This window comes from Erythrobacter ramosus, assembly GCF_009828055.1.
GTDB classification, from domain to species: Bacteria; Pseudomonadota; Alphaproteobacteria; order Sphingomonadales; family Sphingomonadaceae; genus Erythrobacter; species Erythrobacter ramosus.
This window is the reverse complement of sequence record NZ_WTYB01000002.1, coordinates 424,241-447,208: the sequence shown is the minus strand read 5'-3', so window position 1 is coordinate 447,208 and position 22,968 is coordinate 424,241. Positions and strand designations below refer to the sequence as shown.

The 22,968-nt window shown below is 63.6% G+C and carries 19 protein-coding genes and 2 tRNA genes; 10 read left to right on the top strand and 11 right to left on the bottom strand.

Going from position 1 to position 22,968, the window contains the following annotated elements; genetic code table 11:
• Positions 1-5: 5 nt before the first annotated feature.
• From GRI59_RS08745 to thyA, 3 genes are all read right to left on the bottom strand, one after another.
• Positions 6-1,061 carry an alpha-ketoacid dehydrogenase subunit beta gene (locus tag GRI59_RS08745; RefSeq protein WP_160760821.1) on the bottom strand — a complete coding sequence of 352 codons (1,056 nt, stop codon included), beginning with the start codon at positions 1,059-1,061 and terminating at the stop codon, positions 6-8.
• Positions 1,058-2,353 (bottom strand): thiamine pyrophosphate-dependent enzyme, encoded by a 1,296-nt coding sequence (locus GRI59_RS08740; protein ID WP_160760820.1) that lies wholly within the window; start codon positions 2,351-2,353, stop codon positions 1,058-1,060. The genes GRI59_RS08745 and GRI59_RS08740 overlap by 4 nt, the downstream gene beginning before the upstream one ends.
• A gap of 111 nt (positions 2,354-2,464) precedes the next feature.
• Positions 2,465-3,433, bottom strand: coding sequence for a thymidylate synthase (thyA, locus tag GRI59_RS08735; protein WP_160760819.1), 969 nt, complete (start codon positions 3,431-3,433; stop codon positions 2,465-2,467).
• 112 nt (positions 3,434-3,545) lie between these two features.
• On the opposite strand from thyA, the gene GRI59_RS08730 reads away from it, so the two are divergent.
• Positions 3,546-3,622, top strand: a tRNA-Pro gene (locus GRI59_RS08730).
• A 136-nt stretch (positions 3,623-3,758) separates the two neighbouring features.
• On the opposite strand, the gene GRI59_RS08725 is transcribed toward GRI59_RS08730, so the two are convergent.
• The 4 genes from GRI59_RS08725 to GRI59_RS08710 form a co-directional block, all read right to left on the bottom strand.
• The gene (locus tag GRI59_RS08725; RefSeq protein WP_160760818.1) at positions 3,759-4,616 is read right to left on the bottom strand and encodes a glycosyltransferase; all 858 of its coding nucleotides are present in this window, start codon (positions 4,614-4,616) and stop codon (positions 3,759-3,761) included.
• Positions 4,613-5,086, bottom strand: coding sequence for an SAM-dependent methyltransferase (locus tag GRI59_RS08720; protein WP_160760817.1), 474 nt, complete (start codon positions 5,084-5,086; stop codon positions 4,613-4,615). Before GRI59_RS08720 ends, GRI59_RS08725 begins: the two co-directional genes overlap by 4 nt.
• 442 nt (positions 5,087-5,528) lie before the next feature.
• The gene (locus GRI59_RS08715) at positions 5,529-7,898 is read right to left on the bottom strand and encodes an EAL domain-containing protein (RefSeq protein WP_160760816.1); all 2,370 of its coding nucleotides are present in this window, start codon (positions 7,896-7,898) and stop codon (positions 5,529-5,531) included.
• 110 nt (positions 7,899-8,008) lie between these two features.
• Positions 8,009-8,479 (bottom strand): DUF3429 domain-containing protein, encoded by a 471-nt coding sequence (locus tag GRI59_RS08710; RefSeq protein ID WP_160760815.1) that lies wholly within the window; start codon positions 8,477-8,479, stop codon positions 8,009-8,011.
• Positions 8,480-8,557: 78 nt separating this feature from the next.
• Here GRI59_RS08710 and GRI59_RS08705 point away from each other — a divergent pair, with 78 nt between their 5' ends.
• The 3 genes from GRI59_RS08705 (at position 8,558) to GRI59_RS08695 (ending at position 11,459) form a co-directional block, all read left to right on the top strand.
• Positions 8,558-9,331 (top strand): SDR family NAD(P)-dependent oxidoreductase, encoded by a 774-nt coding sequence (locus GRI59_RS08705; protein WP_160760814.1) that lies wholly within the window; start codon positions 8,558-8,560, stop codon positions 9,329-9,331.
• Positions 9,332-9,426: 95 nt separating this feature from the next.
• Positions 9,427-10,809: an ABC1 kinase family protein gene (locus GRI59_RS08700; RefSeq protein WP_337190251.1), complete on the top strand. Its 1,383-nt coding sequence runs from the start codon at positions 9,427-9,429 to the stop codon at positions 10,807-10,809.
• A 149-nt stretch (positions 10,810-10,958) separates the two neighbouring features.
• Positions 10,959-11,459, top strand: a complete 501-nt coding sequence (locus GRI59_RS08695; protein WP_160760813.1) for a low molecular weight protein-tyrosine-phosphatase — start codon at positions 10,959-10,961, stop codon at positions 11,457-11,459.
• Here the strand turns inward: GRI59_RS08695 and recG are convergent.
• Positions 11,456-13,531 carry an ATP-dependent DNA helicase RecG gene (gene recG, locus GRI59_RS08690; RefSeq protein WP_160760812.1) on the bottom strand — a complete coding sequence of 692 codons (2,076 nt, stop codon included), beginning with the start codon at positions 13,529-13,531 and terminating at the stop codon, positions 11,456-11,458. The genes GRI59_RS08695 and recG overlap by 4 nt on opposite strands.
• Before the next feature lie 72 nt (positions 13,532-13,603).
• On the opposite strand from recG, the gene GRI59_RS08685 reads away from it, so the two are divergent.
• The 4 genes from GRI59_RS08685 to GRI59_RS08670 all read left to right on the top strand — a co-directional run bounded on the left by GRI59_RS08685 (position 13,604) and on the right by GRI59_RS08670 (position 18,772).
• Entirely contained in the window at positions 13,604-13,882 is a 279-nt protein-coding gene (locus tag GRI59_RS08685) for an FAD assembly factor SdhE (protein ID WP_160760811.1), read from the top strand.
• A gap of 50 nt (positions 13,883-13,932) precedes the next feature.
• A complete protein-coding gene (gene mfd, locus GRI59_RS08680) occupies positions 13,933-17,433 on the top strand; it encodes a transcription-repair coupling factor (protein WP_160760810.1) in 3,501 nt (1,166 codons plus the stop codon).
• A gap of 128 nt (positions 17,434-17,561) precedes the next feature.
• Positions 17,562-18,065: a hypothetical protein gene (locus GRI59_RS08675; protein WP_237440754.1), complete on the top strand. Its 504-nt coding sequence runs from the start codon at positions 17,562-17,564 to the stop codon at positions 18,063-18,065.
• Entirely contained in the window at positions 18,062-18,772 is a 711-nt protein-coding gene (locus tag GRI59_RS08670; RefSeq protein ID WP_237440753.1) for a COG3904 family protein, read from the top strand. The genes GRI59_RS08675 and GRI59_RS08670 overlap by 4 nt, the downstream gene beginning before the upstream one ends.
• 18 nt (positions 18,773-18,790) lie before the next feature.
• On the opposite strand, the gene GRI59_RS08665 is transcribed toward GRI59_RS08670, so the two are convergent.
• Positions 18,791-19,633, bottom strand: coding sequence for an EAL domain-containing protein (locus tag GRI59_RS08665; RefSeq protein WP_237440752.1), 843 nt, complete (start codon positions 19,631-19,633; stop codon positions 18,791-18,793).
• Between the two features lie 132 nt (positions 19,634-19,765).
• Between GRI59_RS08665 and GRI59_RS08660 the strand changes: the two genes are divergently transcribed.
• Positions 19,766-20,560: an NAD kinase gene (locus tag GRI59_RS08660; protein WP_160760808.1), complete on the top strand. Its 795-nt coding sequence runs from the start codon at positions 19,766-19,768 to the stop codon at positions 20,558-20,560.
• Between the two features lie 143 nt (positions 20,561-20,703).
• Positions 20,704-20,778 (top strand) — tRNA-Asn (locus GRI59_RS08655).
• 232 nt (positions 20,779-21,010) lie between these two features.
• Here the strand turns inward: GRI59_RS08655 and GRI59_RS08650 are convergent.
• The gene (locus tag GRI59_RS08650) at positions 21,011-21,454 is read right to left on the bottom strand and encodes a hypothetical protein (RefSeq protein WP_160760807.1); all 444 of its coding nucleotides are present in this window, start codon (positions 21,452-21,454) and stop codon (positions 21,011-21,013) included.
• Between the two features lie 54 nt (positions 21,455-21,508).
• Positions 21,509-22,831 (bottom strand): MFS transporter, encoded by a 1,323-nt coding sequence (locus GRI59_RS08645; protein ID WP_160760806.1) that lies wholly within the window; start codon positions 22,829-22,831, stop codon positions 21,509-21,511.
• Between the last annotated feature and the right edge of the window lie 137 nt (positions 22,832-22,968).

Below are 22,968 nucleotides of genomic sequence, written 5' to 3'. Positions count from 1 at the left end.
GCCGGTCAGTCCTTGAGAAGCTTGTCGATGGCCTCGCCGATGCGGACCGGGCCGGGGAAATAGGCCCATTCGAGGCTGTGGGGATAGGGCGTGTCGAAGCCGGTGACGCGTTCGACCGGGGCTTCGAGGTGGTAGAAGCAACGTTCGGTGACCAGCGCTGACAATTCCGCGCCGAAGCCGCTTGTGCGGGTCGCCTCGTGCACGATCATACAGCGGCCCGTCTTTTCGACCGAAGCCTCGATCGCCTTGATGTCGAGCGGCACCAGCGTGCGCAGATCGAGGATGTCGGCATCGACACCCTTGGCCTCGCACACGGCCTGCGCGACGTGGACCATAGTGCCATAGGCGAGCACAGTCAGCGCCTCACCCTCGCGCACATGGCGCGCCTTGCCGAGCGGCACCTTGTAGTAACCCTCGGGCACCACGCTGTCGGGGTGCTTCTTCCACGGCTCGACCGGCTTGTCGTAGAACCCAGTGAATGGGCCGTTATAAATGCGCTTGGGCTCGAAGAAGATCACCGGATCATTGTCTTCGATGGCGGAGATCAACAGCCCCTTGGCATCGTGCGGGGTGGAAGGGATCACGGTCTTGAGGCCAGCCACATGGGTGAACAGCGCCTCGGGGCTCTGGCTGTGGGTCTGGCCGCCGAAGATGCCCCCGCCGAACGGCGAGCGCACGGTCAGCGGCGCGATGTAATCGCCCGCGGAGCGGTAACGCAGCCGCGCGGCTTCCGAGATAAGCTGGTCGAGGCCCGGATAGATGTAATCGGCGAACTGGATTTCCGGCACCGGTCGCAGGCCGTAAGCACCCATGCCCACCGCTGCGCCAATGATGCCGCATTCGCTGATCGGGGTATCAAACACGCGGTTCTTGCCGTGCTTGGCCTGAAGCCCCGCCGTGGCGCGGAACACGCCGCCGAAATAGCCGACATCCTCGCCCATGATGATCACATCCGGATCGCGCTCCAGCATGATGTCGAGCGCTTCGTTGATCGCCTCGATCATGTTGAGGCGGCGTTCGGCGATGACCGCTTCGCCCACGGTTGCCGGGTTCTCGTTCATCCGAAGGGCCTTTCGGTGCCGAACTTGGTGATGCGTTCGCGAATCGCCTGTTCGGCCTGTTCTTCGAGGTGCCAAGGCAGCTCCTCATAGACGTCCTCGAACATGGTGTGGAACGGGTGGTGGAGGCCATGGCCGAGGATGCCGTTCTTCTCGGCCTCTTTGGTGGTCGCCTTGACCAGTTCCGCGCATTCGAGGTCCATCGCTGCGTGGCGTTCCTCGTCCCATTCGCCGATTGCGATGAGGTGCTTCTTCAGGCGCGTCACCGGATCGCCGAGCGGCCATTCCTCGCGCTCCTGCGCGCTGCGATAGCCGCTCGGATCGTCGGAGGTAGAGTGGCCTTCGGCGCGGTAGGTGAAGTATTCGATCAGGGTCGGCCCGTGGTTACCACGCGCACGGTTCGCCGCCCACTCGGCCGCCGCATAGCAGGCCAGCGCGTCATTGCCGTCGACCCGCAGCGCCGCGATGCCATGGCCCAGCCCGCGCGCGGCAAAGGTGGTGCGCTCGCCCCCGGCAAAGCCAGAGAAGCTGGAAATCGCCCACTGATTGTTGACCACATTCAGGATCACCGGCGCGTTGTAGACAGCCGCAAAGGTGCAGGCGGAGTGGAAATCGCCCTCGGCGGTCGAGCCTTCGCCGACCCAGCATGCCGCGATCCGGCTGTCACCCTTGGCCGCGCTCGCCATCGCCCAGCCAACGGCTTGCGGGCATTGCGTGGCAAGATTGCCGGAGATGCTGAAAAAGCTGTGCGCGCGGCTCGAATACATGATCGGCAGCTGGCGGCCCTTCAGCTTGTCGGCCCGGTTGGAATAGATCTGGTTGATCATGTCCAGCAGCGGATAGCCGCGCGCGATCAGGATGCCCTGCTGGCGATAGCTGGGGAACACCATGTCATCACTGGCGAGCGCCATCGCGGGCGCGATCGAGGTCGCCTCCTCGCCGGTGCACTTCATGTAGAAGCTGGTCTTGCCCTGGCGCTGGCCGCGAAACATGCGTTCATCGAAGGCCCGCACCATCGCCATGTGGCCGAGCATCGCGCGCAAGGTATCGGGGCTGAGACGCGGGTTCCACGGGCCGTGCACCTGATTGTCATCGCCCAACACCCGGATCAGGCCATAGGCGAGGCCAGATATCTGCGAGGGGTGCACGCCTTCGTCGGGGCGCGGTTGATCACCGGGCTGGCCGATGTCGAGATGCGAGAAATCCGCGCGGTCACCGGGCCGGTATTTCGGCTCCGGCACGTGCAACGCGAGCGCTGGGCGATTGGTGTCCGCCGGTTTCGCTGGTTCGGCCATCCTTGCGCTTTCCCCTCGCGTGGCACCGGCCAACACCGGTGTGATCATTGCTTGAATACGTATTTTTATTTCAACGCCATCAAGCGGTCAAGCGCCGCGCAGGTGGTGGCGCTAAACCGCAACAGGCGCGCTGATCGGGGGTAGCGGCGTGTAATCATGCACCACGAAATCATCGATGGTATATCCGAATATTGTTTCGGGTGTCCGCGTGATCCTTAGCGTCGGGCGGCCCTGCGGCTGACGCGCGAGCTGTTCCTCGATCAGATGCGCGTGGTTGAGATAGAGGTGCACATCACCCCCCATCCACACCAGCTCGCCCGGCTGCATCCCCACCTGCTGCGCGATCATCCGCGTGAGCAGCGCCGCCGACCACAGGTTGAACGGCAGACCGAGCGCGACATCGCAGCTGCGCTGATAGAGCAGGCAGTTGAGGCGTGCGTCTGCGCCTTCTCCGGTGACATGGAACTGGTAGGTCTTGTGGCACGGGGGAAGCGCCATGCGGTCAAGCTCGGCGACGTTCCAACCTTCGATGATGTGGCGGCGGCTGCCGGGGCTGGTGCGCAAGGATCCGATCACCGCGGCGACCTGGTTGATCCCCTCGCCCTTCTCGTAAAGCCCGTCGGCACGATAGCGATAGGTCGGCCAGTCCACCCACTGCTTGCCATAGACCGGGCCGAGATCGCCCCAGCGCGTGGCGAAAGCCTCGTCATCGGCGATTCGCGCCACGAACGCATCAAGGCTGATCGCCTCGCCCGTCTCGCGGACATAATTGGCGTGCGGCCACTCGTTCCAGATCTTCACACCTTGCAGCACCAGCGGCCGGATGTTGGTTGACCCGGTCAGGAACCACAACAACTCGCGCGTCGCGGTTTTCCAGTACACCCGCTTGGTCGTGAGCAGCGGCATCGCACCCCCGCCCAAATCGAATCGCAGCATAGACCCACAAACTGACCGCGTGCCGATCCCCGTGCGGTCGACCCGCTCGCTCCCGGTTTCCCAGATGGTGCGCATCAGATCGAGATATTGCTGCTCGGGATGCGGCAAGGCGGTTTCATTGAGAGGAATCGCAGCGCTGGCCATGCGGCGCATCATAAGCCGCAATTGCCCGCTTGCCACCCTCGTCTTCCACACCTATAGGGCGCGCCTTGCCTCGACCCGCGTGGTGCTTTTGCCCAAGCGGGACCGACACGGTCGGGGAGTAGCTCAGCCTGGTAGAGCACTGTCTTCGGGAGGCAGGGGCCGGAGGTTCGAATCCTCTCTCCCCGACCAATTTCGCCAAGTCTGGCATCTAATCCAACGCAAATCCGCCATTTTCCCCGACTAGGGGAAACTGGCCGGTTGGCGTTGTGGTTGTACGCGGCCCGACTTGCTAGCGCAGTCCTGAGCCGAGTGGTCTCACACCAGATTAGAGCGCGCTGCCGTCTGCGGGCCAAAAGCTCATCGCTTGGTCGCGTTCGCGTTGTGTGGGCTGCCGCAGAATTGTGAGCGTGTGGTCCTGCCATGCTACCAGCCCGAGCGCGGCGAACTGTTCCAGCCAGCCTGCCATCGGCCAGAACCCGCGCTTTTCGCGGAACCGGCGCGCATTGGCGACGATGTCGTCAAGATGTTGCAGCGGCGGATCAAAGCTCGGGTGATATTGGTGGCAGGCCAGCGCGCCGCCGAGAAAATACAGCGGCAAGCCAACAGCGCGCGCCGCAAAGCCGAAATCGGTGTCTTCGGCCCCGTAGCCTGTAAAGCGTTCGTCAAACCCGCCCATCCGCTGGAAGGTGCTGCGGCGGATGGCAAAGGCGAGTGACCAGAACAGGCCGGGATTGTCGACCTGCTCAAGCCCTTGCGCAGGAAACGGGCGGACCGGATGCACTGCGCCGTTGGCGAGCAACGCTGCCTCGTCCCACGCGCCTGACGCATCGCCCGGCCCGAGATATCGCACTTCTGCGCACACAAGCCGGTCGTGCGCGCCGATTGCGTCCGAAAGCCCGCCCAGACAATCGCGCATCGGGATGCAATCGACGTCGAGGAACACGAGCCGCTCACCCGTGGCGCAGGCGGCGGCGTGGTTGCGTGCTTTTGCCAGCGGGAGGCCATCAGTTTCGAGGCGCTCGAACCGCACCAGCGGATGCTGCACCTCAAGGCGCACCGGCGTGTCACTCATGTCGACCACGATAACCTCGTCCGGTTGCACAGCACTGCGCGCCACACCTTCGAGCAGGTTGACCAGATGCTCCGTCCGGTTGCGGACGAGGGTGAGGACCGACAGGCTCATCGCCGTACCCACAGATCGAGACGATAGGTTTCCTGCCGCTCGGCAAGGCAGGTCGTGAACTGCCCAGATGTCCCCCCTTGGAGCGCGCCCACCGCCTCGTCAGCCGTGCAGGGGTAATCGGTCTCGCCCGTGTAATGCACCAGCACCACGCGTCCGTCCGGCACAAGGTGATCCGCCAGCCATTGCGCCGCGCGGGAAAGGTCATCAGCGTCCCAGTAATAGGCGACCTCGGACATGACACACAGGTCAAACAGGCCTCGCGGCGCTTCGGTCGGGAAGCCCATCTGCGCAAATTCGAGGCCGGCCTTCGTGCCCAGCCTTTGCTGAGTGAGGGCGAGAGCCGTCTGGCTGATGTCGATCGCCAGCAACTGATCGCACAGGCGATGCAGCCGCTGCGTCAGCACACCATGCGCGCAGCCAATTTCACGCGCTGACGCATAACCCCCGAAATGATCATGCGTTTGGAACACCAAGACCCATCCCGCTGATACCCAACGACACGAGCAAGCGACGTCTGACCAAGGCCTTGGTGGTATCGCCGAGCTCGGCAAGAGTTGGGGAGGTCTGGGACGGCAAGATCGTTCTCCGGGATGATGGAGACCGATTAGCCTACGGTGCGGAGGCGCGGGCAGCGCAACGGTTAATGAGAATCGATCGGCGACCGCTGCTGGCTGCAGATCAGCCGTTACACAATGCAGAACCGGCGGGCCATGCCATCTTCATCGGAGCGTATCTTACCAAGGGAAACGCGGCCACAGAAACGAAAAAAGCCCCAGTTTCCCGGGGCTTTCTCCTATATCTGACGGAGCCGTCTTAGCGGCTGCCAAACATGTGTGTGATCCAACCCCACATAAAATACACTCCTATCAGCGCAAAAGCTGTAGGGCGTGTTTAACACATTATTAACCTTAATCAACTGTAAATTGCAGATCTTCGTCCACCCATCATCACCAGCAGCTCTGACATTGGGATCGCACGCGAGAACAGGTAGCCTTGCGCCTGATCGCAACCCATCGCCGTCAAGGCCGCTGCGACCGAAAGATCCTCAACGCCTTCGGCGACGACGGTCTTGCCGAGCGAATGCGCGATCTCGATCGTGGCGCGCACAACCGCGCGGCTTTCCTCGGAAGTAGCCATGTGCTGCACGAAACGCTTGTCGATCTTGAGCTCGGAGCTCGGCAGCTTCTCGATATATTCGAGATTGGATTGGCCAGTGCCGAAATCGTCGATCGACAGGCCGATGCCACGCGCCTTCAGTGCTGCGATCTGCGGAGCGATTCGGTCATCCTCCAGCTTGGCGGTTTCGGTCAGTTCCAGCGTTAGATTTTCGGGCGGGAAGTCAAAACGCCCCAGCAAAGTCATGATATCGAACAGCAGGTGCGTGTCCGACAGGCTCTTGGCCGACATGTTGACCGCCAGCTTGAAGCGCGGATCGAGCGCGATCGCCTGCTTACCCTCGAGCAGCGCCTTTTCCATCACAACAAGGGTGAGCTCGTTGATCCGGTCACCGGCTTCGGCTGCGAGCACCAGATCTTGCGGATTGACTGGCTCCTCACCCTCAGGCTGCCAGCGAATCAAGGTTTCCGCACCGACGATCCGGCCTGACGCAAGGTCGACCTTGGGCTGGTAAGCCACACCAATATCGCGGTCGCGCAGGCCCTTTTCCAACACCTTGATCAGCTGAAGTCGATTGTTGCGCGCTTCAAGATGTGCGGCGTCATTGATGATGAAGCGCACACCGCGGTTAGCAGCTTCGTCTGCCGCCTGCATCGCCTTCTTGATGCGCGAGGCGACCGGCAGATCATGATTGGTATCGATCCCCAGCGCAGGAGCGCTGTTGGATGACTGCCAGTCATAGCTGATTGCAGTCTTGAGCATCATCGCAAGCCCATCGGCATGGCGTTCAAGTTCGCCATTCTCCATGCGCGGCGCGAGCCAGACCAGCAAATCACGCTCGAACGCAACGTCGCCGACTTCGCCCGGACCCTTCACGTAAGCGATCAGAGTGTTGACGAATTCCCCGATCTCGCGGGCCGTCCATTCTTCCGAAAACTCGGCGAGATTGGCAATCTTGAGCGCGTAGACATCACGCTCCTCGCTCGGGCGATCCGAAGCGATAGCCGACGTCGTCATCGCATCGACATCACTGCTGTAATACTTGCGATTGATCCGCTGGAACCCGATGGCGGCCGCCCCCATGGCGAGCAGTGCGGACATAATGTCGATATTGAAGGTGAATTCGTCGAACACGAATGTCGCGATCAGCAGCCCGAAGGACGTTATCATCAAGGAATTCGACGCGCGCCGCCGGCTCACAACCTGCACGGCCATGGCAAGCGCGGCCAGGAGCATCGCCGGGTACCACATCAGGTCAAGCGGCACGCCGCGCTTCAGTGTGTGCGCACCAAGGACATGAAAATAGGAGCCCGGCACTTTCGTGTTCGGGCGGAACGGCAAGAAGTAGTAGTCACTCGATCCAAAGAAGGCCTGCCCGATCACCACGTTCTTGCCGCGCAGCTCAGCCGCCGGTACGCGGCCATTCAGCACATCGACATAGCTGAACGAGGGAACGGTCGAGGCATCGAACGCCGTGTCGGGCCGATAGAGCCGCGTCGGCCCCGTGTATTCAGCAAGAACGGCAGAGATGGACCCCTCCTTTTTGCCCCCGAGGTCGATCGAAGTCGGAAAGATCACCGACAGGCCGAAAAGATTGGCGCGCCCGTTCATCGCTGCAAGATTGACGGTTTTACGGAATTCAGGGAGGGGCGCGATCTCGTCGACCCTCTGGAACCCGATGTCGCTTGCCGGGACAACGCCCAGCCACACCTTGCCTTGATGACGGGCCAGCATGTCGGCAAACATCGCGTCGGATTTCGGCGTTTCGGGATCGGCATGCGCGCGGTCGAACACGACCCGGCGCACGCCGGAAGCGATCAGCGTATCGACCACCTTGGTGTCTTGCATCCGGTTGGGAAGGTTGTGCTGATTGGCGGCACGTGTCTTATCGTCGATTGCGATCATCACGACATCGCGCGGCGCGGGGCGGGAACGAAGCTCTGCCCGCGCGGCGCGGTAGAGGTCTTCGAGGGGTAGCGGAAGTTCGATGATCGAGGACACAACCCCGAATAGTATCGCTAGCAGCGCAACTTTGGTGCGCTTGCGGCGCAGCAAGGCTGCACCCGAACGCTGCGCAAGCTCCTGCTTGAATCCAGCGACTTCCTCGCCGGCTGAGCCGAACGTGCGCCGTATCGTGTCGGCCAGATTCTGAAGAATTCCGATCATCAAGCACGCGTTCCCGAGGGCAAAGCCAAGCTTGTCCCTAGGATACATTGGTTAATTCATCGCAAACGACAGGCGCAGCACTGACCTGCGCACCTGCCCATAAAACGCGGTCAGATCACCCGGTCGGACAGGAAGCCAAGTGCAATCGTCAGGCTCCCGAGCCCAATCGAAAGGTGCCAGCGCAGCCGTAGAAAGTCTGGCGCGGCATAGCCCAGCGCCCGGTCGATCAGCGGCGAGCCCAGGATCAGCGCTCCCAGATAGAACAGCGCGGGGCCGGGCCATTCCCAGCCAAATGTCCAAGGAAGGAAAAGCGCGAGGGCCAGCAGGCTCGGTATGACCGCGATTACATAGGCACCGCTGGTCGCGCGGCCGCTGGCGAGCGCTTGGCCCCACCACACCCCGCCCAGAAAGCTGAAGATCGCCGCCGCATAGGCAAACCCGCCTGCCAGCGCCGAATAGCGCCATTCGTGCCCCATCAGGATCAGCGCGATGCAGATGATCTGAGGCAATAGTCCGGCATAACCCAAGGCGCGGGCCGCTGCGGAAAGCGAAGCGGGAGGTTGTGGTGTTACTGCGTCCATGGCGGCTCAAACCCTGCCGCGCGTTGCGGTTCCCGATCCTCTTGCGAGCGACGCCGGTTTGCGCCACCACATGGGCCCATGAACATCTTCGATCTGACTGGCACGGCGGCCATCATCACCGGCGGCAATGGCGGGCTTGGCCTCGCAATGGCAAGAGGGCTGGCGAAGGCAGGCGCCGATATTGCAATCTGGGCCCGCAATCCCAGGAAGAACGCCGCCGCGCTTGAGGAACTGGGCGAATTGGGAACCGGCCGCGTCATCGCGCTCGCCTGCGAAGTAACCGAGGAAGCTGCGATTGCCCGCGCCATGGCAGCGACGCTCGACACGCTCGGCCGTGTCGATGTGTGCTTTGCCAATGCGGGAATTCCGGGCGCGGGTCAGGCGATCCCCGAAATCACACCCGAAGGCTGGGACAACACCATGGGCGTCAACACCCGCGGCGCGGCGCTGGTCTACAAGCACGTCACCCGCCACATGATCGCCCGCGCGCAAGACGGCGATGCGGGTGGTAAGCTGATCGTGACTTCGTCCGGGCAGTCGATCATGGGGGTCAACCGCTCGTCCGATTATGCCGCGTCCAAGGCGGCCGTGAACGGCCTCACCCGCGCCGCCGCGTTCGAACTCGCGCGTTACCAGATCACCGCCAATGCGCTGCTATTCGGCTTTTACGAAACCGATATCACTGCACGCGCCGATCCTCGGTTCGGTGAATGGATGGCCAAGCGCATCCCGCTACGGCGTCCGGGCGATCACGAAGGGCTCGAAGGGCTGGCAGTGTTCTTCGCCTCGACCCATTCCAACTACATCACCGGGCAATGTCTGCCAGTCGACGGCGGCCTAAGCATTTCCTAGTTGAGTATCAGCTAAGGTGCACCATTTCAGGTGGAACGCAGGCGCGCGCAAGCCGTTGCCCGCAAAAGCCTCTCGCAATTGGAACACCCCTCCTCGTGGCCGACGACGACATTCCCGACTTCGATAAGCTCCCCGAAGACAAGAGCCGCCAGCGCGCCGTGCCTGCGGGCCGGATCGCGCGGTTCGGCACATTCGGAAGGCTGGTCGGCGGCGTGGCGAGCGGCATGGTGGCCGAAGGCGCACGCCGGATCGCCAGCGGCGAAGGCATCAACGCCCGCGACCTGATCCTCACGCCCGGCAATGTCCAGCGCATGACCGACCGCCTGTCGCACCTGCGCGGCGCGGCGATGAAGATGGGGCAGATGATCAGCCTGGATGCGGGCGATTTCCTGCCCGAAGAATTGTCAAGGATCCTCGCTACCTTGCGCGATCAGGCCAATTTCATGCCGACCAAGCAGCTCGATGCCGTGCTGCGCGCCGAATGGGGGCCGGATTGGCGCAAGCAGTTCCGCTGGTTCAACCCCCGCCCGATCGCCGCTGCCTCCATCGGCCAGGTCCACAAGGCCCTGACCCGCGATGGCGAAGAGCTGGCGATCAAGGTGCAATACCCCGGCGTCGCCAAAAGCATCGATTCCGACGTCGATAATGTAATGACCCTGCTGAAGGTGGCCGGTTTCGCCCCGCCCGAGCTGGAGATGGGTAAGCTGATGGCCGCGGCCAAGCAGCAGCTCCACGAGGAAGCCGATTACACCCGCGAAGGCGCGCAGATGGCGATGTATCGTGAGCGGCTGGCGGGCACGCCGGGCTTCGTCGTGCCCCGCCTGCACGAAGGCCTGACCCGCGGCTCAATCCTTGCGATGAGCTTTGAAGACGGGGTGAGCATCGAGGAGCTCGGCAACGAGCCGCCCGAACGCCGAGACGAGGTATTCGCGCGATTGATCCGGCTGGTGACGCGCGAATTGTTCGATTTCGGCGTGATGCAGACCGATCCCAATTTCGCCAACTTCCGCTATCGGCGGGAGACGGGTGAGATCATCCTGCTCGACTTTGGGGCCTGCCGCCCGGTCGATCCGATGGTGGCCAACGGCTATCGCAAGATGCTCGCCGCCGGCCTGCGCGGCAATGCCGAAGACGTGCTCGCCGCCACGATCGAAGCCGGGTTCATGATGCCGATTGTCCCTGAAAAGCACCCCGAGCGGGTCAACAAGATGATCGAGATCGTGATTGGCGAAATGCGCGAGGACGCCCCCTTCGATTTCGGCGACCGGGCCTTTATCCCGCTGCTGCGCGATGAAGGCTATGCCATCGCTCAGGACAAGGACACATGGGCGTTTCCGCCGATTGAGACATTGTTTGTCCAGCGCAAGGTTTCTGGCACGGCACTGTTGGGCGCAAGACTGAAGGCCAAGGTCAATATCCGACGGATCACCGAGGACGTTCTGGCGACCACCGCGCCGCTTCCCGCCGCCGCAGCTTAGGCCGGGCCTCCCTCCGCTGTCCCAGGTGTCCCAGGGCGCTTCAATCTTGTCCCGCCCTGCTAACGCTTCGTCGACAGCGATGCATGTTCCGCATGAAACCAAGATGATAGGGCGTGGACAGGCATGATATTTTATACTAACGCACCCTAATGCATGGGGGATTTGAACACAGGATCGGCGTTTTGTTTGTGTGTCTCGGCAATATCTGCCGGTCACCGATGGCGGAGGGTGCGTTCCGCGCAGCGGCGCTGGAGCGGCAACTTTCGTTTCATGTCGATTCCGCCGGAACCGCGTCCTATCACGTCGGTAGCCAGCCCGATCCCCGCGCCATCGCGGTCGCCAATCTGAATGGTATCGATATCACCGGACAGTCGGCACGGCAGATCGAGCAGGATGATTTTTACCGGTTCAGCCACATCATCGCGATGGACCGCGCCAATCTCGAAGGCCTGCGCGCCCGTGCGCCGCGCGATGGTACGGCCACGTTGGCGATGTTGATGGACGCGGTCGATGGTCGCCGGGGTGAGCCCGTAGCCGATCCCTACTACGGCGATACCGCCGCGTTCGAGGCAGCGTGGAGCGTAATCTCGCTGGGCACAGGCGCGTGGGTCGACCGCCTGATCCGCGAAGGCGTGCAGCAGCGGGCCTAGCCGCCGCGCAGCAACTGCACCCCCCAGTCGCGTTCGAACAGATAAAGCAGCAACCGCGCCGCTTCCCCGCGCGGGCTGGTAAGGCCGCCGTCGCGCTCCATCAGCAGCCGTGCATCGCCGTGAGCAATCGGCAAGAGGCGCTGCATCTGTTCCAGATTCGCGATCCGGAACGCCGCCTCACCTGATTGCCGCGTGCCGAGCAATTCGCCGCCACCGCGAAGGGCGAGATCTTCCTCAGCGATCCGGAACCCGTCCTGCGTCTCGCGCATCAGGGCCAATCGTGCCCGACCCGTCTCGGACAGCGCACTGCCGCGCAGCAACAGGCAGGTCGATTTCTCCGCTCCCCGCCCCACACGTCCGCGTAGCTGGTGCAATTGCGCAAGGCCGAAGCGCTCGGCCTGTTCGATCACCATCAGTGTGGCTGACGGCACGTCCACCCCGACCTCGATCACGGTAGTTGCCACCAGCAGCCGCGCCGCACCGCTGGCAAAACGCTCCATCGCCGCATCCTTGACCTCGGGGCGGAGCTGGCCGTGGACGAGCACGACAGCGTCGCCAAACCGCTCCTTCAGCGCCGCATAGCGCGCCTCGGCCGCAGCGATGTCCGCCAGATCAGGCACGCCGTCGATCTCGCGCACCATCGGGCAGACCCAATAGGCCTGTTGCCCGCTTGCAAGGTGGCGTTCGACCCCGGCCACCACCTCGTCCATCCGCTCTTGCGGCACCACGCGCGTGTCAATCGCCTGCCGCCCGGGGGGCAGTTCGTCGAGACGGCTCACGTCCATCTCGCCATATTGCGCCAGTGTCAGCGAGCGCGGGATCGGGGTCGCAGTCATCGCGAGCGTATGCGGCGCACGCCTGCCTTTGGCGGCGAGTGCCAGTCGCTGCGCCACACCAAATCGGTGCTGCTCGTCGATCACCACCAACCCCAGATCGCGGTAATTGACCGTGTCCTGAAAGATCGCATGGGTGCCAACCAGCATCTGGATCGAGCCATCCATCAGCCCCATCAGGATAGACTCGCGCTCCCGCCCCTTCGCACGGCCGGTCAGCAGCGCGATCTCCACGCCCGTCGGCCCGAGCATCTTGCGCAAAGTCTCGAAGTGCTGCCGCGCAAGAATTTCGGTCGGCGCGAGCAACGCGGCCTGCTTTCCCGATTCCACCGCGATCAGCATCGCATTGAGCGCCACCACCGTCTTACCCGCCCCGACATCGCCTTGCAGCAGCCGCAGCATCGGCGCTTCCTGCGCCATGTCACCCGCGATCTCGCCAATGGAGCGTGCCTGTGCGCCCGTCAGCGCGAAGGGCAGTTGCAGCTTTGCTCGCAGGCGCCCGTCGCCCGCCAACGCCTGTCCCTTGCGCCGCCGCCCCTCGGCTTTGACCAGCAGCAGCGCGAGGCTGTTCGCCAGCAACTCGTCATAGGCAAGCCGGTCTAGCGCTTTGGCGTCGGTGGTTTCATGCCCCAAGCGCAGCGCATCGGCCCAGGCGGGCCAACCCGCGCGCTCCAGTTGCCCCGGTTCGATCCATTCGGGCAGCGCCGGAAGGCGGGTGAGCGACTGGCGAACGAAATCGGCGATGCGCGGCTGGGTCAGCCCGTCCGACAGGCGATAGACCGGCTCGCTCAAGCGACCCATATTGGCGGCGCTTTCCGCCTCGATATGATCGGGGTGAACGATCTGAAGCATGTCGCCGTAGCGGTCGAGCCGCCCGGCAATCCAGCGCTTCTCGCCCACCGGGACCAGCTTCTTCGCGCTATAGGCCGCCTTGCCGAACCACGTCAGCGCGCAGACATTGCCAATCGCATCCTGCGCCAGCACCCGGTACGGCCCGCGGCTTCCGGCCCGCGGCGTACGGTGTTCGATCGCGGTGAGCGCAATAATGACCTGCTCGCCTTCGCTGCCAGCATCAAGATCGGCAATCGCTTGGCGGCTGACGAACCGTTCGGGCAGGTGATACGCGACATCCTTCACCCGCGTCAGGCCGAGCTTTTCGAGCGGCTTCATCAGCTTCGGGCCGACGCCTTCCAGCGTCGTGACTTCGGCAAACAGCGGGTTGAGAGCCTCGGGGCGCATGATGCATTCGCTATCACCCCGATTGCGTCTTTGCGAGTTGTGCCTGCGCAAGCCTGTGGCTAGGTGGTCGCCATGACCGAAACGCCTTCCTTCGAACAGCGCCTCGCCCGCGCCAAGTTCCGCGCCTGGCACCGCGGCACGCGCGAAGCCGATTACATGATGGGCGGCTATTTTGATCGCTACCATGCCTCTTGGGGTGAGGCCGAACTGGCGTGGTTCGAAGCCCTGCTCGACGAGGATGACGTCGATGTGATGGCCTGGGCGCTGGGTTCGCAGCCGCCGCCGGAGCATCTGGCGGGCGAATTGCTGGTGGTGATGCAAAAGCTCGATTACGTCGACATCCCGCGCTGACGGGGCCTGCGCGGGAACCCTTCGGCCTCGCGCCGCTTGACTGGAAATCTATGCCCGATCTCAACCGCATCCTCGCGGCCCGTGAACCGCTGACCCTCGCCTCGCTCCCGCGCGGGAGCCTGCCGTTGGTGCTGTCCGATCTAGCGCGGGCGGCCAAGCGCCGGGCGGTGTTCATCGCGCCTGACGATGCCGCGATGCGCGCAGCCGCTGAGGCAGCGCGCTTTTTCGCACCCGAGATCGAAGTGATCGCTTTCCCCGCGTGGGACTGCCTGCCCTATGACCGGGCGAGCCCTGCGCTGACGATCAGCGCTGAACGGCTGGCCGCGCTGCACCGCTTGCAGCAACCGGGCAGCGCGCAGCAATTGTTGGTGACCACGGTCAACGCCGTGCTGCAACGGGTGCTCACCCCCTTCCGGGTGCGCGAGAGCGTGCGCGAATTCCGTGTCGGCACCACCATCGGACACGAAAGCCTCGCCGCGTTGCTGGTCCGTCAGGGTTACGGCCGCACCGATACGGTGATCGACCATGGCGAGTTCGCGGTGCGCGGCTCGATTGTCGACATCTTCCCCTCCAGCCTTGATGCCGGGCTCAGGCTCGATTTCTTCGGGGACGAGCTGGAGAGCTTGCGCCTGTTCGATCCTGCCACGCAGCTCACTGTCGAGCGGATTGACGAACACCTGCTGCTCCCCGCCTCCGAAGCGCTGCTCGACGAGGAGAGCATCAAGCGGTTCCGTAGCCGTTACCGCGAGTTGTTCGGCGCGAACGCCACACAGGACCCGCTTTACGAAGCCGTGTCCGAGGGGCGGCGTCTTGCGGGTATGGAGCACTGGCTTCCGCTGTTCGAAGATCGGATGGCGAGCCTGTTCGATCACCTCGCCAAGGACGACGTGGTCATCATCGACCAAGGCGCGCTCGGCGCGGCGGAAGAACGCCTCAATGACATTGCCGATTACCACCAGCAGCGCGGCCGGATCGCGAGCGAAAAGAAGGGCAGCTACCGTCCGCTAAAGCCCGATGCGCTGTACCTGACGCGCGCCGAATTCGACGCGGGCCTCGCGGCCATGCCCGCTCACCGCGCGACAGGCTTTGCCAGCGAGGAAAAGGCGGGCACGCTCGATTTCGGGTTCCGCTCCGCCCGCGATTTTACGCCGGAACGCGGGCGCGGGGAGAATGTCTATGAAGCCGCTGCCAAGCACCTGAAGTCGGTGGCGAAGGGGTCGCGTAAGTCGCTGGTGGCGGCTTATTCGACCGGCTCCGCCCGCCGCATCGCGTCCATTATCGAAGAAGCTGGCGCCCCTACCGCACTTACCGATAGCTGGCAGCAGGCGTTGGGGCTGGCGGCGAAGAACAAGACCGCTGTGGTCGTCCTCCCGCTCGAAACGGGGTTCGCCAGCGACACGCTGGAAGTCTTGACCGAAGCCGACATTCTCGGGGACCGGCTGGTGCGGCGCAAGAAAAAGCGCAAGGATTCCGATGCCTTCCTCGCCGAACTTCAGGCACTGTCGCGCGGCGATCTGGTGGTGCATATCGAGCACGGGATCGGGCGTTACCTCGGCCTTGAACCGATTCCGGTCGGCAAGAGCCAGCACGATTGCGTCGCGCTGGAATATGCCGGGGGGGACAAGCTGTTCATTCCAGTCGAGAATATCGACGTGCTCAGCCGCTACGGCTCGTCCGAGCTCGCCGTCCAACTGGATCGGCTTGGCGGTGAGGCATGGCAGCGTCGCCGCGCCAAGCTCAAGGAACGCATCACCGCCATCGCGGGGGAGCTGATGCAGGTCGCCGCCGCGCGTGCGCTCAGGCAGGCCCCTTCCCTCCCCGCCGATCCCGCGACCCTTGGCCAGTTCACCGACCGCTTCCCGTGGTCGGAGACCGAGGATCAGGAACGCGCCATTGCCGATGTGCTGGGCGATCTGGAAAGCGGCCGTCCGATGGACCGGCTGGTGTGCGGCGATGTCGGTTTCGGGAAGACAGAGGTCGCGCTACGCGCTGCCTTTGTTGCAGCAATGAATGGGCAACAAGTCGCCATCGTTGCGCCAACGACCCTGCTCGCCCGCCAGCATTACCAGAACTTCGCCGAGCGATTTGCCGGCTTCCCGCTGAATGTCGGGCGCCTATCGCGGCTGGTCACGGCCAAGGAAGCGACCGAGACCCGTGAGGGGCTGGAGAACGGTCAGATCGATCTCGTCGTTGGCACCCATGCGATCCTCTCCAAATCGACCAAGTTCAAGAACCTCGGACTCGTCATCGTCGACGAGGAGCAGCGGTTCGGAGTCACCCACAAGGAGAAGCTCAAGCAGCTGCGCGCCGACGTTCATGTGCTCACCCTCACCGCCACCCCGATCCCGCGCACGCTGCAGATGGCGATGAGCGGTCTGCGCGAACTCTCCACCATCCAGACCCCGCCGGTCGACCGCCTCGCGGTGCGCACCTACGTGATGGAATGGGATGACATGGTGATGCGCGAGGCCCTGCTGCGCGAACATCATCGCGGCGGGCAGAGCTTCATCGTCGTGCCCCGCATCTCCGACATGGCCGATGTCGAGGAATGGCTCCGCGAACACGCGCCCGAAATCAAATCCGTCTCCGCCCACGGCCAGATGTCGCCCAGCGAGGTCGAGGAGCGGATGGGCGCTTTCTATGACCGCAAGTATGATGTGTTGCTGTCGACCACCATCGTCGAAAGCGGGCTCGACATTCCATCCGCCAACACCATCATCATCCACCGCGCCGACCGCTTCGGCCTTGCCCAGCTTTACCAGCTGCGCGGGCGCGTGGGCCGGGCCAAGCTGCGCGCCTATGCCTATCTGACGCACGAGGCGGGCGTGGCCCTGTCGGAAGTTGCGCAGAAGCGGCTGAAGGTGCTTGGTGATCTCGACAGCCTTGGCGCCGGGTTCCAGCTCGCCAGCCACGATCTCGACATCCGCGGGGCGGGCAATCTGCTGGGCGACGAGCAATCGGGCCATATCCGCGAAGTCGGCTTCGAACTGTATCAGGCGATGCTGGAAGAGGCGATCATGGCCGCCAAGGCGGGCGAAATGGGCCTCGACAAGCCCCGCGACAAGTTGACCCCGCAGATCACGGTCGATGCCCCGATCATGATCCCCGAGGACTACGTCCCCGACCTCGCGGTCCGCATGGCCCTCTACCGCCGCCTCAATCAGGCTGAGGGGCAGCACGAGATCGAAAGCCTCGCCGCCGAAATGATCGACCGCTTCGGCGATCTGCCGCAGCCTACCAAGAACCTCATCCGTCTGATCGAGATCAAGCATCAGGCGATCCTTGCCTGCGTTGCCAAGATCGATGTCGGCGCTCGCGGGACACTCGTCACCTTCCACAACGACCACTTCCCCGATCCCATGGGCCTCATCGCCTACGTCGAGCGGCTCAATGACGGCGGCAAGGACACCGCCAAACTGCGCCCGGATATGAAGCTGGTCATCAACCGCGCCTGGGCCGATCCGCTGAGCCGCCTCAACGGGCTATTCCAGCTAACCAAGGGGCTCTCCGGGATCGTCAAGCGGGCGAGCAAGGCGAAGAAGGCGGCGTGAGGGCGGGCTTGATTGACCTCATGGCATCCCGGGCGTAGTTTCCAAGGATGGGACGGAGGGAAGCGATGCCGGTTTCTGGAGCAAGGCTTACCCTTATCATCGGAGCGCTAGCTTTGGTGGCAACGTCCATGCCCGCGCAGGCGCAGCTCGGCACCCTGCTTAACCGAGGCAAGCGTGGGGCGGATCGCGCCGACACCTGCGGCGAGGGCAAAAAGGGTGACAAGGCGCGCGGCGTGGTTGGTGGCCTTCTCGGCGGCGCGGTGAGAGATATGGCGCGCAAGGCTCGCCTCCCATCGTTCGTTCCGGTCCCGGCATTTTCCGACCAGCTGACTGAAAGCATAGCCTGTCGGTTAGACCCCGAAGAACAGAAACAAGCCGCAGCAGCGACGCTCCAAGCCACCCGCGCCGATACGGAGGACGGAACGGCCCAGGTGGGGTCTAGCGCATCATGGAATTCGTCCACGCGCGATGATGTGAGCGGCACCTCTACCGTCACCCGACGCGAACGGGCTAGCGGCGATCTCGATTGCATTACCGTGACCGATGTCGTGATCGTTCAGGGCGAGGAAACCCGTGCGGACAAGCGGATGTGCCGGGCGCCCGGTTCGGCGCGCTACTCGATCATCGCATGATGCGCGGCGTCCGCGCATTGGCTGTGTTGGCCGCGCTCGTATTGCTGACGGGCGCGACGGCGATGGATCCGGACAATCCTACCTGTCCCGCAAAGCCTGATTTCGGGCCCAAAACCGCGATGACGCTGAAAACAGCGCAGCGCGGCGGCAAGCTCGTCTTGCTGGCCGAGGGAGCGATTGATCCGACCTTGCCGACCCGGTTGAAGGCCGCAATTGAGGCGGACGACCGGATCGAGGAAATCTGGCTTCGTTCGCGTGGCGGCGATGTGAGCGCGGGGAACGAAGCGGGGCGGGTCATCCGGTCCTATCGCGGCATGCTGACCCGGGTGCCTTCGGGCTGGACATGCTTCTCGGCCTGCAACTTTGTCTTCATGGGCGGCGACCGTCGTGTCATCGACGAAGGCGGGGTGTTTATGGTTCACATGTTCACACACACGAATGACCGCGCGCTGATCGATGAAGTGGTGATCGAAGGAAGCAAGGCGACCACCGAACTGATCACCAGCATCGAACAATCCTCCGCAATGCTGGCAAGCGAGGATAATGATTTTCTCATCCGTATGGGCATCAGCCGCAAACTGCTGACCGACATCATGTACAAGCAGCAGGCCGTTAAGCGCGACGACAATCCAAGCACGCGCTATTGCCTCAGCCAAGCTGAAGTGCGCGAATACAATGTCATGCCGGTCGAGAAGCCGGCCCCCTGACGGGCGCGCTTTTAATCCCTACCCGTGCCCCATGCCTCGCGCGGTGCGGGCCAGTGCCAGCACGCTTTCGCTGGGCATCGGTTGGGCGCGCAGGAAGCCTTGCCAGTAATCGCAGCCTTCCGCAGTGATCGCGGCGCGCTGGATTTCGTCCTCGATCCCCTCGGCATAGACGGCCAGGCCCAGCGCCCGGCCCAGCGCCACGATCGCGCGCAGCACGGCGAGCGCGGTGGCGTCGCCCGGGACGCCTTCGACCATCGCCTTGTCAAGCTTCAGCGCATCCAGTGGCAGTTCGCGCAGGTAGCGGAAATTGCAGAACCCCGCGCCGAAATCGTCGAGTGCGGTGCGGAAGCCCAGCCCCCGCAGCGCCTTCAGCGCGGACGCCGCTTGGGCAAGATTACGCAGCAGCAGATCCTCGGTGATCTCCAGCATCAGCCGCTGCGGCGCGATTTCCGAACGGCCGATCAGCGCGGCGAAATCGGCGGCAAAGCGCGGATCGCCCAATTCCTCGGGCGTGATGTTGAGCGATAGGGTCAGATTGTCGGGCCAGGTCGCCGCATCCTCCAGTGCGCGGGCGACCACGTGACGCGACAACGGAGCCACCAGTGCGGCCTTCTCGGCCACGGCAAACAGATCGCGCGCGCCGATGGCGCCCAGCGTCGGATGCCGCCAGCGCGCCAGCGCCTCAGCCCCCACCACTGCGCCGGTCACGCAGGAAAATTGCGGCTGGAACAACACTTCGATCTCACGCCGGTCGAGCGCGCTCAACAGATCGGCTTCAAGCACGCCGGCGCTCACGCCCGGAAAGCGCCCGCGCACTGCGCCCCGCAAGGATGTCCGACCCTGTTCCATTACGTTCCTCATGCCCCGCTCCCCCTTAACCCTTGAATGCAAGCCTGCCTCGCATCAATTGCAATCCGCCCGAATCTGGCACATCAGGGATGACGCCGAGCGATGCGCCGGGGATAAATGGCGAGCGCTGCCTGAGGGGGATGAATGGCGAGCAATGGTACGAGCTTTCAGCGGTTGGCGCTGCTCGCGTCGGACACGGCGCGCGCGCAGGAAGCCCATGATGCGCTGCTGAGCCAGGGCGACTGGGTACCGCTGGACGAGGCCGATGCCGTCGTCGTGCTCGGCGGTGACGGGTTCATGCTCCAGACGCTGCACGCGATGCTGGATGCGGGCCGCGTGGTCCCGGCCTTCGGGATGAACCTTGGCACGGTCGGGTTTCTGATGAACCGTTATGACCGGCGCGCGGCGATTGCCACGCGGGTCAACAAAGCGCGCCACTGGACGATCTCGCCCTTGCGGGTCGAGGCGGTGACGCAGGACGGCGAGACCCATGTGATGAGCGCGATCAACGAAATCTCGCTGCTGCGCGAAACCCGTCAGACCGCCAAGATCGAAGTCTCCGTGGGGGACCGGGTGCGCATCCGGGAGCTGGTGTGTGACGGGGTGCTGGTGGCGACGCCTGCGGGATCAACCGCCTATAACCTTTCGGCCAATGGCCCGATCTTGCCGCTGGACAGCAAGATGCTGGCGCTGACCCCGATCAGCCCGTTCCGCCCGCGGCGCTGGAAGGGGGCAATCTTGCCGGACCGGATGAAGATCGTCCTGCGCGTGCTCGACCCAGCCAAGCGTCCGGTGGCCGCAGTCGCCGACCAGAAGGAACTGCGCGACATCGCCGAAGTCCGGCTCGAGATTGCGCGGGACAGCGCGCTCACGCTCCTGTTCGATCCGGGCCAGAGCCTCGAAGAACGAATTGTGGCCGAGCAATTCATCACGGCGTGACTTGCGCGGCCTCATCAGCCTTGCAGCCGCTCCGCGCCGGATTGATCTAACGCGCGGTGGCCATTCAAAACCCTCTTGCAATCATCCGCACCGGCCCATATAGGCGCGCTTCCGCTCTTCCTGAGACCGCTTGGAAGAGTTGCTCCCCGATAGCTCAGCGGTAGAGTAGGTGACTGTTAATCACTTGGCCGTAGGTTCGAATCCTACTCGGGGAGCCAATTTTCTTACGATTTTTCCGCAGCGCACACGACCTTGGTCGTGTGTTCGCCGTTGATCGTATGGCCCTATGGATCGCGGGCCGGTTTGAAGCGGATGTAATCCATCACAGCAGCGCAAGACGACACGCCGGATCACGCTCCCGCCATGACGGGATTGCCAACAAAATGGGGCGGGCGGCGCAGCTCCCCCCCGGAACCCGCGCCGCCCGCCATGATCCTGAAACCGGGCCGGTTATTTCAGAACCAATTCCTGATACTGGGTCGTCCCCAGCTCCTCCCGCATCTTGCCGCGCTCGGCTGAGGCAGCTGCGGCGCTGCGGTTCGTCTGCCCCGTCAGCTCATTCATCCGCGCACGACGGGCTTCAATCTGTGCAACCGTCTGATAATCGCGATATTCGATGAGCAGGATCAGATCGGGCTCGTCACCGCGGCGATGGTTGGTTGCCAGCACGCGATAGCTGACGACGTAGCCTTCCGCCTTCAACGTCTCCATGTTCTTCTTCCAGGTCGCGGCGAGATACTCGATATAGTTCGGACCTTGGCCGGGCAGCACATCAATGCGGTTCGCCTCCCACACCGTGCCGAGCGTATAGGGCGTTTCATCCGCCATCGCCGGGGTTGCCAGCGTCGCTGCCATCATCGTTGCCCCGATGATCAGTGATTTCATCATTTTCATTATCGTTCTCCCCCAGTCCGTCCGCTCGGGAATGAGCGGCACTCTCTTCAAAACTTACGCCGCAGCAGGCACCGCGCGCAGAACTTGCCCGCGCACCTGTCCGCGCAGCACCCAGATCAGCGCCGCATTGACGGTCATCATCAGCGCAATGCCGAGCAGGCCTGCATCAAAGTTGCCGGTCGCATCCGCCAGCGCGCCCCATGCGAACGGCGTCAGGAAGGCGCCGATCTGCGACATGGTGTTGATCGCCGCCGCCCCGACCGCCAGCTCGCGCCCCGACAGCGCATCGGCCCAGCCCGATGACACCAGCATCGCGACCGAGAACGACACGGTCGCAAAGGCGAGGTAGGCAAGGCTCACAGTCAATGGCGAGGGGGCGAGCAGCATCACAAACAACGATCCCGCCATCACAACTGCGCTGCCGAAAGCATGGATCAGGCGGTCCCCGTGCCGGTCAGCGCGGTTGCCGAGCCACAGTGTCGCCGCCGTGCCGATCAGCCCGCCGAAACCGACCAGATAGCCGATGCCGGTGGCATCCAGCCCGGTTGCCGCCTTCAGGATCATCGGGGCCGACAGCGTGAAGGTGATGAACGCTCCAATGCAGGTAAAGCCGATCGCGCCGTTGAGCAGCACCTTAGGATTGCGGAAAATGGCGAGGACATTGTGGCTCACTGCCCCTCCGATCAGCCGTCGCTCGCGCGCCAGCTCGTCGGCGATCCACGCCTTCTCCGCCGGGTTGAGCCATTCCACCTTCGCCGGACTATCCGGCAGGAACCGCAGCACCACCAGCCCGACCAGCACCGTGGGCAGGCCTTGCACCAGAAACAGCCATTGCCAGCCATGCATCCCTGAGTTGCCGTCCAGCCCGAGCAACCAGCCCGACATCGACCCCATCACCATCGAAGCCAGCGGCCCCGCGATATAGAACCGGCTGACCGCGCGGCTGCGATGGCACGGCGGAAACCAACCCGAGAAGTAGTAGATCACGCCGGGATAGAACCCCGCCTCGGCCACGCCGAGCAGGAAGCGCAGGATGTAGAACTGCTCGGCCGTGGTCACGAACATCATGCCCGCCGACAGCAGGCCCCAGGTGATCATGATCCGCGCGATCCACTGGCGCGCGCCGAATCGTACCAGCATCAGGTTGGAAGGGATCTCGAACAGAGCATAGCCGAGAAAGAACAGCCCCCCGCCCAGCCCGTAAACCGTCGCGCTGAAGCCAAGGTCGGCGTTCATATCGGCCGCCGCGAAGCTGACGTTGACCCGGTCCATATAAGCAAATAGGTAGGCGACGAGGATCAGCGGAATGATCCGCCAGAACGCCTTGCGCATCGCCGAAGCGCCGATTGCTACCTGTTGCTCGCCCGTTGCCGGCATGATGTCCCCCCGCAAGCCTGGCGCGACAAGGCGCGTGCCGGAACACTTGGTCCCGGCCTGTGCAAGCCCTTGGATTATCGCGCTAAGCCTCGCCCCGGAGAATGCATTTCCGTAGCGTCAATCGTCAATCCGGCGGA